Origin of the sequence: Citrobacter sp. RHBSTW-01044, from assembly GCF_013781945.1 — a bacterium.
In the GTDB taxonomy this organism is placed as follows: Bacteria; Pseudomonadota; Gammaproteobacteria; order Enterobacterales; family Enterobacteriaceae; genus Citrobacter; species Citrobacter braakii.
The window spans coordinates 3,306,509-3,321,513 of the sequence record NZ_CP056180.1 but is presented as its reverse complement, the minus strand read 5'-3'; the positions used below and the strand labels follow the sequence as shown (position 1 = coordinate 3,321,513).

17 protein-coding genes are annotated in these 15,005 nt (G+C 51.8%); 5 read left to right on the top strand and 12 right to left on the bottom strand.

Features of this window, described 5'->3' with window-relative positions; genetic code table 11:
• Nucleotides 1–20: 20 nt before the first annotated feature.
• Nucleotides 21–809 (bottom strand): molybdenum-dependent transcriptional regulator, encoded by a 789-nt coding sequence (gene modE / locus HV352_RS16205; RefSeq protein ID WP_016152325.1) that lies wholly within the window; start codon nt 807–809, stop codon nt 21–23.
• 130 nt (nt 810–939) lie between these two features.
• Here modE and HV352_RS16200 point away from each other — a divergent pair, with 130 nt between their 5' ends.
• The 4 genes from HV352_RS16200 to modC all read left to right on the top strand — a co-directional run bounded on the left by HV352_RS16200 (nt 940) and on the right by modC (nt 3,814).
• A complete protein-coding gene (locus HV352_RS16200) occupies nt 940–1,089 on the top strand; it encodes an AcrZ family multidrug efflux pump-associated protein (protein WP_003023026.1) in 150 nt (49 codons plus the stop codon).
• A 201-nt stretch (nt 1,090–1,290) separates the two neighbouring features.
• Nucleotides 1,291–2,064, top strand: a complete 774-nt coding sequence (gene modA, locus HV352_RS16195; RefSeq protein WP_016152326.1) for a molybdate ABC transporter substrate-binding protein — start codon at nt 1,291–1,293, stop codon at nt 2,062–2,064.
• Entirely contained in the window at nt 2,064–2,753 is a 690-nt protein-coding gene (gene modB / locus HV352_RS16190) for a molybdate ABC transporter permease subunit (protein ID WP_016152327.1), read from the top strand. Before modA ends, modB begins: the two co-directional genes overlap by 1 nt.
• A 2-nt stretch (nt 2,754–2,755) precedes the next feature.
• Nucleotides 2,756–3,814: a molybdenum ABC transporter ATP-binding protein ModC gene (gene modC, locus HV352_RS16185; RefSeq protein WP_016152328.1), complete on the top strand. Its 1,059-nt coding sequence runs from the start codon at nt 2,756–2,758 to the stop codon at nt 3,812–3,814.
• Here modC and HV352_RS16180 read toward each other — a convergent pair whose 3' ends face one another.
• Nucleotides 3,815–4,633 (bottom strand): pyridoxal phosphatase, encoded by an 819-nt coding sequence (locus HV352_RS16180; RefSeq protein WP_181634887.1) that lies wholly within the window; start codon nt 4,631–4,633, stop codon nt 3,815–3,817.
• A 165-nt stretch (nt 4,634–4,798) separates the two neighbouring features.
• Here HV352_RS16180 and pgl point away from each other — a divergent pair, with 165 nt between their 5' ends.
• Entirely contained in the window at nt 4,799–5,794 is a 996-nt protein-coding gene (pgl, locus tag HV352_RS16175) for a 6-phosphogluconolactonase (protein ID WP_049042052.1), read from the top strand.
• Nucleotides 5,795–5,875: 81 nt separating this feature from the next.
• On the opposite strand, the gene HV352_RS16170 is transcribed toward pgl, so the two are convergent.
• From HV352_RS16170 to HV352_RS16125, 10 genes are all read right to left on the bottom strand, one after another.
• Nucleotides 5,876–6,985 (bottom strand): hypothetical protein, encoded by a 1,110-nt coding sequence (locus HV352_RS16170; protein ID WP_181632753.1) that lies wholly within the window; start codon nt 6,983–6,985, stop codon nt 5,876–5,878.
• Nucleotides 6,986–6,999: 14 nt separating this feature from the next.
• Nucleotides 7,000–7,776 (bottom strand): M23 family metallopeptidase, encoded by a 777-nt coding sequence (locus HV352_RS16165; protein WP_233896706.1) that lies wholly within the window; start codon nt 7,774–7,776, stop codon nt 7,000–7,002.
• Between the two features lie 12 nt (nt 7,777–7,788).
• On the bottom strand, nt 7,789–8,586 hold the full coding sequence (locus tag HV352_RS23815) for an A24 family peptidase (RefSeq protein WP_103929041.1): 798 nt from the start codon (nt 8,584–8,586) through the stop codon (nt 7,789–7,791).
• 12 nt (nt 8,587–8,598) lie between these two features.
• Nucleotides 8,599–9,636 carry a type II secretion system F family protein gene (locus HV352_RS16155; protein WP_181632752.1) on the bottom strand — a complete coding sequence of 346 codons (1,038 nt, stop codon included), beginning with the start codon at nt 9,634–9,636 and terminating at the stop codon, nt 8,599–8,601.
• Entirely contained in the window at nt 9,620–11,002 is a 1,383-nt protein-coding gene (locus HV352_RS16150; RefSeq protein WP_131341739.1) for an ATPase, T2SS/T4P/T4SS family, read from the bottom strand. Before HV352_RS16150 ends, HV352_RS16155 begins: the two co-directional genes overlap by 17 nt.
• A 143-nt stretch (nt 11,003–11,145) precedes the next feature.
• Nucleotides 11,146–11,682, bottom strand: coding sequence for a hypothetical protein (locus tag HV352_RS16145; protein WP_181632751.1), 537 nt, complete (start codon nt 11,680–11,682; stop codon nt 11,146–11,148).
• Nucleotides 11,664–12,518 carry a hypothetical protein gene (locus HV352_RS16140; RefSeq protein ID WP_181632750.1) on the bottom strand — a complete coding sequence of 285 codons (855 nt, stop codon included), beginning with the start codon at nt 12,516–12,518 and terminating at the stop codon, nt 11,664–11,666. The genes HV352_RS16145 and HV352_RS16140 overlap by 19 nt, the downstream gene beginning before the upstream one ends.
• Nucleotides 12,519–12,522: 4 nt before the next feature.
• A complete protein-coding gene (locus HV352_RS16135; RefSeq protein ID WP_103283646.1) occupies nt 12,523–13,068 on the bottom strand; it encodes a hypothetical protein in 546 nt (181 codons plus the stop codon).
• Nucleotides 13,069–13,075: 7 nt separating this feature from the next.
• The gene (locus tag HV352_RS16130; protein ID WP_049040755.1) at nt 13,076–14,518 is read right to left on the bottom strand and encodes a type II and III secretion system protein; all 1,443 of its coding nucleotides are present in this window, start codon (nt 14,516–14,518) and stop codon (nt 13,076–13,078) included.
• A gap of 20 nt (nt 14,519–14,538) precedes the next feature.
• On the bottom strand, nt 14,539–14,994 hold the full coding sequence (locus HV352_RS16125) for a TcpQ domain-containing protein (RefSeq protein ID WP_181632749.1): 456 nt from the start codon (nt 14,992–14,994) through the stop codon (nt 14,539–14,541).
• Nucleotides 14,995–15,005: the final 11 nt, after the last annotated feature.

The window sequence follows — 15,005 nt, the reverse complement described above, 5'->3', positions numbered from 1 at the left end:
TCAGGCTGATGTCAATCTACTCAGCACAGCGTGGCGATAATCACTCTGTCTGCATTAAACCATGCGGTGACGTTAGCGCCTTCTTGCAGCGTTGCGGCGTCTTGGGCCGGAACGGTGGCGCACAGCGTCTGGCCGTCTGGCAACGTCATCAGCACTTCACACTGTTCCGCACCGCGTTCAATATGGCTAATCGTGCCCTGCAACTGGTTATCGGCGGCCTGAGCGATGGCGTCGTCCTGAGTGATTCCTACCCACGGCGCTTTCAGCAGAATCAGTACTTCTTTGCCTTCCTCAAGACCCAGACGCTCGCCGCTTTGCGCAGTGATCGCCACTTTCAGGCGCGTTTCGCCATCGGCCAGCAGGACGTCGACATGCTGCTGGACCTGATCGTGGTCGCGGGCGGTGATTGTGCCAAACCATTGGTTACGGGCGCTGGTTTGCAGTGAAAATCGAGAGATAGCCGCCAGCAGGCTATTGAGCGGTAGCGCATCGTCATCGCTCAAAACATCAAAGGCTTTTTGTTGGATCTGCGCCAGCAAATCATACAACTGGATTAAGCGTTGGCCGTAGCGCGTTAATACCGCGCCGCCGCCGCCTTTGCCGCCGGTGGCGCGCTCAACCAGCGTCTGCTCGCTTAGTTGGTTCATTTCGTTAATCGCATCCCAGGCGCTTTTGTAGCTAATACCTGCATCCTTCGCGCCCTGACTGATAGAGCCGGAAAGCGCAATATGCTTAAGCAGAGAAATGCGACGGGGATCGGCAAACAGTTTTTGCTGAAGTTTCAGCGTAAGAAGGATTTCGGCCTGCATCACAAGCTCCTGGCAAAAAAGGGTATTGTGACGGAAAACCGTGCCTGAGCAAAGCCGACCGCACAAAAGGGGAGTGCTTTTCTGCGTTATGTGGTTAGAATACAGCTAAGGACTACATCTGGAGTTGACCATGTTAGAGTTATTGAAAAGTCTGGTATTCGCCGTAATCATGGTACCTGTGGTAATGGCCATCATTCTGGGTCTGATTTACGGACTGGGTGAAGTGTTCAACATTTTCTCCGGTATCGGTCAAAAAGACCAGTCCAGACAGAATCATTGATTCCCCAAACGCCCGCTCAGTCGGGCGTTTATATTTTTTACGCCTTCCAACCCGTTTTCTCAGTCTACCGTTTCTCAAGATCCTGCTTTCCCTGCCGATATTTTCTTCGTGTAACCTCAAATTGGTATCAATAACCACTGGGAAAATCCTGGTTTACTCGTTATATTTGCGGCTACATAACGAAATTCAAAGGAGTTACAGATGGCACGTACATGGTTACGCTTGTTTGCCGGGGCAACACTTTCTCTTACTGTTGCCGGGCATGCGCTGGCGGATGAAGGAAAGATTACTGTTTTCGCAGCGGCTTCACTGACTAACGCGATGCAGGATATTGCGACGCAATACAAAAAAGAGAAGAACGTTGATGTTGTCTCCTCTTTTGCGTCTTCTTCCACGCTGGCGCGCCAGATTGAAGCAGGCGCACCGGCCGATCTGTTTATCTCTGCCGATCAGAAATGGATGGATTACGCGGTAGACAAAAAGTCGATTGATACCGCAACGCGTGAAACGCTGTTGGGTAACAGCCTGGTGGTTGTCGCACCGAAAGACAGTGCGCAGAAAGACTTCACCATCGACAGCAAAACCAACTGGACCCGTTTGTTAAATGGTGGGCGTCTGGCCGTTGGCGATCCGGAACATGTTCCGGCGGGCATTTATGCTAAAGAAGCGCTGCAAAAACTGGGGGCATGGGATACCCTGGCCCCGAAACTGGCACCTGCCGAAGATGTGCGCGGTGCGCTGGCGCTGGTAGAGCGTAACGAAGCGCCGCTGGGGATCGTCTATGGTTCCGATGCTGTCGCCAGCAAGGGTGTAAAAGTTGTTGCGACTTTCCCGGAAGATTCACACAAAAAAGTGGAATACCCTATCGCAATTGTTGATGGGCACAAAAACGCAACGGTCAGCGCGTTCTATGATTACCTGAAAGGACCGCAGGCTGCTGAAATCTTTAAACGTTATGGATTTACGACCAAGTAATGATACTGACCGATCCTGAATGGCAGGCCGTTATACTGAGCCTGAAAGTTTCTTCCCTGGCTGTGTTGTTTAGTCTGCCGTTTGGGATCTTCTTTGCCTGGCTGCTTGTGCGATGCAAGTTCCCGGGCAAAGCGCTGCTCGACAGCGTTCTGCATTTGCCGCTGGTACTGCCGCCGGTCGTGGTGGGCTATCTGCTGTTGGTCGCCATGGGACGCCGCGGATTCATTGGCGAATGGCTGTATGACTGGTTTGGCATTACCTTTGCCTTTAGCTGGCGCGGTGCGGTACTGGCTGCGGCGGTGATGTCTTTCCCGCTTATGGTACGGGCTATTCGTCTGGCGCTGGAAGGTGTCGATGTCAAGCTGGAGCAGGCGGCCCGCACGCTGGGTGCTGGACGCTGGCGCGTATTTGTCACGATTACTTTACCGCTGATGCTACCCGGCATCATTGTCGGTACGGTGCTGGCGTTCGCGCGTTCCCTCGGGGAATTTGGCGCAACGATTACCTTTGTCTCCAATATTCCTGGCGAAACCCGCACTATCCCATCGGCGATGTATACCCTGATCCAGACCCCTGGTGGCGAAAGCGCGGCGGCAAGGTTATGTATCATTTCTATTGTGTTAGCGCTGATTTCACTGCTGATTTCTGAATGGCTGGCGCGTATTAGCCGTGAACGGACGGGGCGGTAATCATGCTGGAACTTAATTTCTCCCAAACGCTGGGGACGCATTGCCTGACGCTCAATGAAACGCTGCCAGCCAGTGGGATCACCGCTATTTTTGGCGTTTCCGGTGCGGGTAAAACCTCGCTGATTAACGCCATCAGCGGCCTGACGCAGCCGCAGTCCGGGCGCATCGTGCTTAACGGACGGGTTTTGAACGACGTCGAGAACGGTATCTGTTTAACGCCCGAAAAACGCCGGGTGGGCTATGTTTTCCAGGATGCGCGCCTGTTTCCGCATTATAAAGTGCGCGGCAACCTGCGTTACGGTATGGCGAAAAGTATGGCCGGACAGTTTGATAAGCTGGTGGCCCTGTTGGGCATTGAATCGCTGCTTGACCGTCTGCCTGGCGGTCTTTCTGGCGGTGAAAAACAGCGCGTAGCCATCGGTCGGGCGCTGCTTACCGCGCCGGAACTGTTGTTGCTTGATGAGCCGTTAGCCTCGCTGGATATCCCGCGTAAGCGCGAACTGTTGCCTTACCTGCAACGCCTGGCACGTGAAATTAATATTCCGATGCTGTACGTCAGCCACTCGCTCGATGAAATCTTGCACCTGGCAGACAAAGTGATGGTGCTGGAAAACGGGCAGGTCAAAGCGTTCGGTTCGCTGGAAGATGTCTGGGGCAGCAGCGTGATGCACCCGTGGCTACCAAAGGAACAGCAAAGCAGCATTCTGAAAGTCAGCGTGCTGGAACATCATCCACATTACGCAATGACTGCACTGGCGCTTGGCGATCAGCATCTATGGGTCAATAAGCTGGATCAACCGCTGCAAACTGCGCTGCGTATTCGTATTCAGGCATCTGATGTTTCGCTGGTGCTTCAACCGCCGCAGCAGACCAGTATTCGTAACGTGCTGCGGGCGAAAGTCGCGCAGTGCTATGACGATAATGGTCAGGTGGAGGTTCAGCTTGAAGTGGGCGGTAAAACGCTGTGGGCGAGGATCAGCCCGTGGGCCAGGGATGAACTGGGTATCAAACCTGGCCTGTGGCTGTACGCGCAAATTAAAAGCGTGTCGATTACCGCGTGATTACAGCAGGTGGGAGTAGATAAATTTCGCGATGCTGTCGGTGGTGTTGTCACCAATTACGATGTTGGCGCGGGCTTTGACCGTGTCGTCGGCATTACCCATCGCCACGCCGGTACCTGCGGCTTCCAGCATGCTGATATCGTTAAAGTTGTCACCAAAGGCAATGACGTTTTCCATAGACCCGCCCTGTGCTTCAATCCACTGGGTAAGGCGTCGTCCTTTGCTGTTGCCTTTACGGGCAATGTCGACCTGATCGTGCCAGGACCATTCACACTCCAGCCCCAACTGTTGTTCAACATGCTTACCAAACTGCTGCAGTTTCGGAATATCTTCGTCGGTGAGGGCAAATTTCCAGACGGCGTTAACGTCATGTGCGGCCTGCGCCAGCGAAGGTACCTGGGTGAAGGTAGGGCGCTGTTCCGGCGGCAGGGTTTGCGCCCAGTTAGCGGTACGCACCACATGTCCGGTTGGGCGCTCATACAGCATGGCCTCATCCACATACATCAGCCCGTGGATCTGATGTTCATCCAGCATTTCGATCAGCTGTAATGCCTGGTTTACCGGAAGGGGATCGGATTCCAGTACCGTTTTTGCCTGATAATCATACAAGTAGGTGCCGTTGCAGCAAATTGCAGGTGTATCGAGCGCCAGTGCCTGATAAAAAGGATGAATAGCAACGTGATGGCGACCTGTGACAATGATAAGTTGGTATCCTGCTTCTCTGGCGCGCGCGAGCGCTTCAACAGAGGATGGCAGTAAGGTTTTTTTCGGAGTCAACAGGGTACCGTCTAAATCCAGGGCAATCACGCGTGCGGTCATAGTTATTTCCAGATTAAGGTTGAGAATTTTGTCTGCTGGAATGGTACACCGAGACGGGAGCCGGACAAAATTCTGCGCCTTAATTAAGCATTCACCGTTAAATGCGTCTACCTTAGGCGTGTGTCAGGCAATTGCAGCCACCTGCCAAAAAGCAAAGGAGTATTCATGAAGCAAACCGTTTATACCGCCAGCCCTGAAAGTCAGCAAATCCACGTCTGGAGCCTGAATCATGATGGTTCTTTGACGCTGACGCAGGTGGTTGATGTGCCGGGTCAGGTACAGCCGATGGTCGTCAGCCCGGATAAGCGCTACCTCTATGTTGGCGTGCGCCCGGAGTTTCGCGTGTTGGCTTACCGCATTGCGCCTGATGACGGTGCGCTGACCTTCGCGGCGGAGTCTGCGCTGCCGGGTAGCCCGACGCATATTTCTACCGATCATCAGGGACGTTTCGTGTTTGTCGGCTCTTATAACGCCGGGAGCGTGAGCGTCACGCGTCTGGAAGATGGCCTGCCGGTGGAACAGGTTGACGTGGTTGAAGGTCTGGACGGCTGCCACTCGGCCAACATCTCACCGGATAACCGTATCCTGTGGGTTCCGGCGTTGAAACAGGATCGTATCTGTCTGTTTGAGGTAAGCGATGATGGACATCTGGTGGCGCAGGAACCGGCAGAAGTGACCACCGTTGAAGGTGCTGGCCCGCGTCATATGACGTTCCATCCGAATAAGCAATTTGCCTACTGTGTGAATGAGCTGAACAGCTCCGTTGACGTCTGGGCGCTGAAAGATCCATACGGCAAGATTGAGTGTGTGCAGACGCTGGATATGATGCCGGCTGATTTCACTGATACCCGTTGGGCAGCGGATATTCACATTACACCGGATGGTCGTCATCTGTACGCCTGTGACCGCACCGCCAGCCTGATTACGATCTTTAGCGTGTCTGAAGATGGCAGCGTGCTGACCAAAGAGGGTTTCCAGCCTACTGAAACTCAGCCGCGCGGGTTTAATATCGATCACAGCGGTAAATACCTGATTGCCGCCGGACAGAAATCGCACCATATCGCGGTGTATGAGATTGCTGGCGAGCAGGGGCTGCTGGCAGAGAAGGGGCGTTATGCGGTGGGGCAGGGACCGATGTGGGTCGTGGTGAACGCTTACTAACGCCATCAGTCAGAGCAGGAAAAGCCTGTTCAAAGATAAAAGCGAGGTTTACATCCGTGTGAACCTCGCGGGGAAAATAAGTTATTTCAACGGATAAATACACTTAGCATTGACCCAGGGGAAACATATTAAATCCGTCTTTTCTAATTGAAAATAAATCCCCGTGTCCTCAGGTGTGTCCCAGTCTGGGTATCGAGAATTATAGAAAAGCTTCACCTTGAGAACGTCAATATTTGTGAAATCGATTTCATCTGCATCACCATGAATAGACGTAGCACCGACATCCCAATATCCATCCGTATCGTTATTGGGGGGCGTCGAAGGGAAAGTAGCCGCAAACATTTCCATCCCCATTCCTGGCTTGGCATGCCTATCCGATCTTAATATCTTCATTTTCTTGCCCTGCCCTGTGGGGACATATTTTACAGCCGCAATAGGGAAGGTATAAAAGGCGTCATTTTTAAACACTCTCTTATTCGTATGCTGGAAACCAATGACTTCAATGACGAGATATTCCAGATCGTTACTTGATATAAGTATGTCTTTAGGGACTTGATGTCCATCCTGGCCACCGCAGAATCGACTGCCTGCTTTCTCACAGGGGGCTTCGCTTTGGGAAAAAAAGATCGCTGAGAGCCGGACATTAGGATCGTCCACCTCATCCTGCTTATTCGCCGGTGGATACTCGTAACCGCCATAGCGATGTCTAAAGAACCGTGTCGCTCTTTGAAGTTTATCGGGGACCTTGCCCTGAATATAAATACCATTGTCAATCTCGAGATAACTATAAAGCAAACCTTCAAGGTGTTCTGATGAAGCCTCCGAATTACCTCTAAGTTTGTCTCTACTGTTATCACATTGCCTTTCCTCTTTAAATGGACAACGCGGTAAATTTGGTGCAGTAACACTAAGATTATTACGACCTTTATCCTGATCGTACCCTTTCGTTTTCCAGTACACGTTCACGCCATACGATTGTATAGCCTCAGTACTAAATTGCCGACTAAACGTCTCTGCCGTTACCCGAACGGTAAAATAATGCGGCCCCAGCGAGGCCGGCGTGCGTTTCAGAAAACCAAAATTTGCACTGAGGTCGTCTCCTGAATTGGGAGCATTATTCGAAGATATTGCACTTGTGCTAAAAAGCAGCATTGCCGAGATCAGCCCTGCCGATAAAACAGTCCTTTTCATTTGTCACTCCCTCTTTATGCGACGGAAATAATCTGATATTTACCACTGCGCAACAGCACGACCTGATAGTCGCCAAACACCATACTACCTGGTGCCACGGTGCGCGTTTTGTTGTTAAACCGGACGGTAATCCGGGTTCCGCCCGGTCCCTGAGAAACCAGCACCACCCGAGGCTGAGCGTCGGATTTTTCTTCCGTGGACGCCCGTCCGGCGCGCGCCAGCATCGGGGTGTTGTTCAGCAAGGGCTGTGGGTCGAGTGCCACGCCCCGCCAGGCAATTTCCAGATGCAGATGCGGACCGGTGCTAAAACCGCTGCTGCCGGATGCGGCGATCTCTTCGCCCGCCGTCAGCTTTTCGCCCTTACGCACCCGCGCAGAGGCGAGATGAAAATAGCGGCTCAACCAGCCGTCCGCATGACGGAGAGTGATAAAGTACCCGGTGCCGCGACCGTAGCCGCTCTCCACCACTTCGCCGTCGGCAATTGCATGCACGCTGCTGCCGAATGGCACAGGAATATCCATGCCTTTATGCTGCATCATGCGCCCCAGCACAGGGTGCAGGCGTTGTCCAAATCCTGAGCTGATCTGGCGCTTCGCCACGGGCCAGATAAAGCGTACTGGGGCGTTATCATCATCCACCGCCGCAGCGCTGGACGGCATCCTCAGGTTCTCTTCTGACCACATTTGCGCCGCCTGTAATGACGGAACGAAAGCCTGCTGCCAGGCCTGCTCGCAGCTGGTCGTCGCCAGCGGCGACATTGTCAGCCATATGCTCCATATCAGACACGACACGATCGACCTCCGTCAGAGCAGCAGTAAAAACGCGACCAGCGCGATAGCCGGACCGAACGGAATATAAAAGCGATGTTTGTCATCCTCTTGCGTATAAAAGAACCGCACACCGGCGTAAAACAGCAGCCCGGCCAGCGCCGAAAAGCAAAGTAATTCCGGCAGGCGCTGCCAGCCAAGCCACGCCCCGCAGGCGGCGTAGAGCTTGACATCGCCGTAACCCAGACCGTCGCGTTTGCACAACGTCTCCCATAGCTTCATCACGCTCCACAACAGAAGCCAGGCGGCGGCGACGCCATAAACCGCGTCCTTCACCCGCACCATGGAGTAGCCCGATGCGGCAAGCAGTAGCCCGCCCCAGAGCACGGTGAAGACCAGCGCGTCCGGCAGAATCAGATGTTTAAAATCGATAACCGCCGCGCTGTAGAGCACCATAAACAACAGCGCATATGCCAGCGCGAGCTGAGGAGACCATTGCGGCAGGTAAAACCAGGCCAGCGCCCCCCATACCAGCCCCATCGCCAGTTCAGAAACCGGATAAATAACCGGGATCGCAATGCCGCACTGGCGGCATTTGCCCTTCAGTAACAGCCAACTGAGAACCGGAATATTATCCCAGGGCTTAATATCTGATTTACAGGCAGGGCAGTGCGACGGCGGCCACCACAAATTAACAGCCGCCCCTTCTGAATCATCCTCATCTATCACGCCAAGCATCAGCGGCAGACGATAAATAATCACGTTGGCTAAGCTACCAAACAGCAATCCAAGTGGGATAAAAATAGCCACCATCCATGGCATTAACAGTTCCATGATTTAATTTTCCTAAAAAGAACCGCTGGCGCCCATCGCCGCCAACTTGTCGCTGAGCGAAAACAACGCGGCAAAAACCCATATTACGCAACCGCCTAATATCAGCGTGGAGAGCGCTTTTAATAACCCGGAAAGTTTAGTGATATATTCCCGAATGTGTTCACGTGATTTATTCGATACCGCCAGCAGCACCTCATTAAACGAGGGTAGCGCGGCGTAAAGGCTGATATTGAGCAGCGTTTCCGTGTTCAGTAAACCCGAATTGAGCGCCTCCCCATAGCTGACGCCTGCCGCCATTTTCTTCTGCATCCCGGCCAGGTGCCAGCGCAGCCAGCGGCTGGAGTTCAGGCTAATAATGCTGAGCGCATCGTTGAGCGGAATGCCGTTTTTTAACATCAGCGCCAGGTTGTTGAGAAAAATAGAGGCGGTCAACTGCTTATACGTTGAGAACGGCATAATTCGGTCAAGAAACTGATTACGAATATTCCCGGTCATTTTGCCCATCGCTATTTTGATCACGGTAACCAGCGCAATAAAACCAATGAGGATATATATCCACAGCCCATTACACAGCGCCATCCCAAAAATATAGAGCGCGCTGGTGACGCCAGGCCATTTTTCAACCGGTACAACGCCTTCAAAAGCCGGGAACACTTTATAAGCATAACCGCCTATCACCACCAGCGACAGGACCAGCATAATGAGCGGGAAGGTGATGGCGCCGACGATTTTCTTGCGCAGCTCGTCGTTATAATTAATTACGTTTACCAGGGTGATAAAACCGTCGGCCAGGCTGCCGCTGCGCTCCGCCGCGTTAATCACGCTCAGTTCAGATTCAGGGACCAGCCCCTCGAAAACCATCGCAATGGAGGTGGTTTTCGCCATTTTGCTTGTCAGCTCTTCCAGACGTTTAGCAAATCCTTTGCCGAGCAGTTTTTCCCCTTCCGCGCGTAATTTTTGCAACGCGTCATACAACGGAAGTTCAGCGTTAATCATGTCTGCGCAAAACTGATAAAGATAAATACGCTGTTTCTTACCGAATTTTTTCAACTATTACCTCCAGCTCTTCCTGAACGACTTGCCCAAACTCCATTTGAAACCAGGTCGCGCACACGCGTCCCTGAAGTACCGCCGCCATTGTTTTTTCTTTAATTTCGAATCCTTCACTCAGGCCGGTCTGTTTTAATCGCTTCGCGCGCCAGACGGTATAAACTTTAAGCCACTTCTGTTCAGCAATGGCCTCCAGCTCGTCATACACCGGCAGCAAATACTCCATCACCAGCTGGCGTCCGCCAATACCGGTGTGTTTGCAGGCCGGACAGCCTTCAGCGTTTTTTTCATAAAGCTGGAATTCGCGTCCCTTAATGGCGGTGGTCCGTAACGACGTTTTACACTGCGGGCACAGTACCGGTATTAGCTTCTGGCACTGTAAGCCCGCAATAAAGCCCGGCGTTGAAAGCTTATCGCTGGTAATACCGAGCGCGGATAAGCGTTGCAATAACGAAACGATGTTGCCTGCGTGCACGGTGGTAAAGCAGTAGTGACCACTTTCCACCGCCCCAGCCAGCGCGTTAGAAGAGATATTGTCGCGAATTTCCCCCACCATCAGCACGTCCGGATCGCGACGCAGCGAGGATTTGATCGCCGAATGGAATCCTCCGGATTCGCCGCTTAATACCGAACTTTGCGTCGCGCCATAGATCTGATATTCGACCGGATCTTCTACGGTCAGAAAACAGCCGCGATTGTCATAGCGGTTGATTTGCATCCATTCCATCAAATTCTTCAGGGTAGTGGATTTCCCCGAACCGGTTGTTCCGGCAATAATATAAGCGCCGTAGGGGTTACTCAGGATCCTTTTGAGGTCGCTAATTTCCTCATCGGAAACGCCAAGCTTATCCAGGCTCGCGACGCTGGCTCTGTCCAGACCCGATGGAATAATTCGCAATACCGCGTGATAGCAATCGCTGGTCTCGCCAAATATCGGATAGTGCGCATAGCGGAAGCGGTAGCTTTTCCCCGCCAGCGAATAGAGGATATTGGCGTTTTGCGCAATATTGCGGTTCCAGGTGGTGTCGCGGGTGCTTGCCTCAACGTTGTAGAGCACGAACACCAGCTCATCGCAGCGTGACGCCTTCATCTGTATAAACGGACAAAGCACGCCGTTAATGCGCAGCTCAATATTCGCCACCATATCATTACGGGTGATATGCAGGTCGCTGGCCTTCAACGCCACGGCCTTTTTCAGCATCTCTTCCAGCGCAAGCTGTGTGTTACTGCTTTCCTGTTCAAGCAGCTTACTTCCCGCCGACAGCAGTTGTTCAACGATCAGGTAATAATTTTTCTCAGTAACCTGCGCTATTCCCTTAACCTGAATATTATGGGAAACCTGCAGGCGGTGGCACACCGCCTGCATTGGTGCCAGATTATCAATCAAAGGCGTGGATACCAGTAACCAGGCTTCATCCGCATGCTCAGCAACCAGAATATCGCCGTCATACTCCTGGAATTGCCACTCCTGAGAATGAATATTCTCCTCGTTAAACTGGATATAATCGATCACTTACCCACAACCTCGACCGTCACGTCATTTGCCTTGTTATGACGCGCAATATAGTCATAACCGCCGTAACTAAAACGCTGATTCAGCGGCACCATCTTCACGCCGCCGTCGGCGCCGGCAATCGCCACGCGTTTTTGACCCGCGATTTCGGAAATCAGCAGCGGCCGCAGCCCAGGCGCAGATTCTGAGGTTGCTCCTGGGGAAGCGCTAATATAATCCATTGTGCTGGCGGTGCTCACCGGCATAATCGCTGCGCTATCCGTCTTTTTCTCACCGCGAAGCTTACGCAGCTCGCTGCGGACTTTTTCCAGCGCAAGCTGATTCGCCAGCTCGCGGTACTGGCTCTCGAAGTTGAAATCTTTTTCTATCATCTCAACAACGTGATCCTGCATCGGCGATACGTCGCTTAACGGCGGCGTGCCTTCCGCTTGCACAACCTCCTGCGCGGGGATGATTTCTGCCGTATCTGCGGCGTAAAGAGCAGGTGAAAGCGTCAACACTATTCCCGCAATAATTAATTTCCCTTTTTGCATGCCAGTCCTCCGGTAACGAGCGTTGAGTTTTCAGTGAATACGATTGATTTGATAATAAACGCGTCGGCAAAGGGTTGCTTATTCAACACCAACGACACGCCTGAGAAATCCATTTTGGTCGGTGAGGTGATCGTCCAACCGACGAACAGCATGCCGAATGACGTTACCGCACTTTTCAGCGCGCTTTCATTTTGCCCGACGGCAGAGGAGGGCATTCCCGTTAATACCAGTTCGGTATTTCGTCCGCCTAATGAGTTCCAGGTGCTGATATAACTTAATACATCGGTACAGACCGGCAGATTGACCGTATTTTTACTCTGCCACGCGCTGAGCCATGGGTGTTTATTCATCCCGGACTCAACGCCCGTATAGTCCAGCGTGTTTTTTGAAAAACTGGGCGACCAGGTTTTGCCCCAGAGATTAATATCGGCCACGCTAAATATCCGCCCTGGATTCAGCGCATAGCTGAGTGAGCAACCCGTACTGGTACATTCAATACTTTTTGGCGCAAAGCCCACCTGCGACAGTTTTTTATTTGCCAGCAAGAGCTGCTCCAGCAGCAGGCTGGCATCAGAAATGCTGCCGCCCGTGAGTGACTTGCGATAAAAATCTTCGATAGCTTTGATTTTTTGCTGGCGGGCAGCCTGTTCAGCCTTGACTCTGGCTAATCGTTCCTGCTCCGGTTTCCAGATAAAATAGTAATAGCCCGACCCGCCGCCGCCAGCTAATAAAATCAGTAGCGTAACGACCCAGACGATAATTTTACCGCCTCGTCCGGTAGGTGCGCCCCCTATATTACGACGCTTCCAGAAATAGAGATTTTCAGAGACCGCCACGTTCTCATCCTTTTATAAATAATTTCAGTAGTGTCATAAACACCAGTAAAAATACGATGCCGCCTGCTATCAGAGCGCCGATCATCATCTGTCGCCGCTTTTTCTGCCGCTGCTGATGTCCAGTACAGCCTTCAATCACCGCCTCAATGTGCTGTTCCGTTAACTGAATTAACGGTAGCTCCGCATACTGTGGCGATTCTTTCAACTGCTCTTTCAGCTTCATCCAGAAGCGTCTGGAGACCAGACGATCGCTGCCCGAAACGGGAACACCGTGCGAGATAATCAGGAAATAGCAGCTTTCCACCTGCTCGTAATAATAAATACCGTCACCGTACAGAGCTTTCATCCACAGGGCGAAAGGCTCATATAAGGTGGAGTGTTTAGTACAGAAACCCGTAACCATTTCCCCTTCATCCGACAGGACCGTTAACTGGCGATGGGTTCGCCGTAAATGCGCCAGCCAGTCAAGATAATAAGGTTCGTGAGAGGCGGGCTCGTAGCTCCAGACCAGATCAATTAATACCCGATTTTCTGATAAGTGCTTAAGCATGATGCCCTCATCGGGTCTGCGTTGGGGCACGGTAATTATCAATACCGACTACCATAACCACCGTTTCGACATGATCGCTGTTGGTAACCGAGCCTGCCAGCACCGACCATCCCTGACCGTCAGCATCCTCTTTCGCTTCGTATTTGCTGACCAGCAGCAGGCTACCCGGCGTAATTGTGGAAATGTTAAACATTTCCGTCGTGCTTACCGACGGCAACTGAACTTCATCAAAGGTATCGATTGAGTTGAGGTAGCGCTTGGTAAAGCCGCTGGCCACTTCAATTCGCCCGTCGGTTAAGATACGCGGGGTAAGAATAAAGCTGGTGCCGGTGACCAGTTCCGTGGTTTCCACCTCCGTACTGACGTCTCCTGAATTGGAGTCTTCTTCCCTGGTGCGACTGGAGACATAATATTGCGACGTGGTCATGTTGAGTGGAATAGGGATGTTATTACGGGTAATAAACGAACCGCTCTGGATCACCTTACTGCCGGTGAGTTCGTACAGGGCATCCAGTTGAGAGCTGATATTCATATGCTGATTGGTCCAGCCTGCGGTTAAGCCGCCGGAGAGCTTCATCAGCATTTCTGAGCTGTCGATACCAAAAGAGGAGGTCCCGTCATTGAAGGTCATATTGACCCCGCCGCCCAGCTCTTTCGTTTTGCGCTTATCAAGGGTAAATATTTTGTAAGTCACGACAAACTGACGGGTATTATCCGCCTGGAATTTCTTCAGCGACTCATTCAGCGCGTGATACTCCGAAGGACGCGCGGTGATCGTCAGAATCGAGGCGTCTTTAAAAATACTGTAAACGCCGCTGGAGACGAATTTTTCCGCCATATCCTCAACGTCGTCCCAGAAGCTGGATTCAAATTTGGTTTCGGCTTTGCCTTTCAGACCGCCACCGGTAGTGGCTTCATTACCGGACAGGTCGAGACTGGTCTCAAACTTGTTGTCTTCGCCGTAAAAATCCAGCTTCAGCACATAGTTCTGGAAATAAGAGACGACCAGCACGCCGTTGTTATCCAGCACTGGGTTCACGTCATATAGTGCGGAAATATAGCGGGTAAATTCCTCAAACGTTCCGTTGAACTTAACGCTACGGAACTCCGGTTCCCCCGCATCCGATTTTCCACCGGGAATGGAAGTATTAATACGGTAGCTAATACCGGTTTGCGCGGTCACCGCCTCAAGAATTGTCGCCAGATCGGTAGGCTCGTAGGACTGAATACTCACCTGCTTACGCAGCAGCGCCTGTTTACGGGAGTTATATTCAACCTTTTTGCCCAGATAAGGCTCGTTATATTTCATATAACCGGTCGTTTTCATCTCATCCGGAGTGGTCGGGTTGCCGGTTTCCTGCGGGACAATACTTTTATCGTACTTGGTATCAATAGACGTACAACCCTGAAGAGCCAGCGTCAACGCCAGAAGCGAAACTTTAATTTTCATAGCATTATTCCCTTGCTTAATTACTGCTCATCAATGATCAGTACGTTATTCGCCTGGTAGTCTTTTATCACCAGCCCGTAGTTTTCTGACGTAAATACTTGTCCAAGCTTAACCAGCACATCCTGTATTGATTTACCCTGCAAATGAATTGCCTTGTAAATAACAAAATCAGTTGAGCTGTTCCAGAGCAGCTTATAGCCATTTTGCTGCGCCCATTTTGAAAGCTGCTGGCTTAATAACTCCTCCTCCAGTAAATCAATTTTTATTTCCATTACTGGCGCACTGACAGGTGCGACGCTTTTCACCGTATCATCCCCGGAAAAGGGATTTCGCGGCGTGGTTGTACTTTCTTTCACTGGCGTGGTGGTTAACATCCCTGCGTCAATTTTTTGCCCGGCTGGTGCGCTGGCGGCAAAACTTCCCTGGCTGCCTAATAATGCGGACACGGCAGCCCCAATTATCCATGTTTTTTTCATCTTACTCTTCC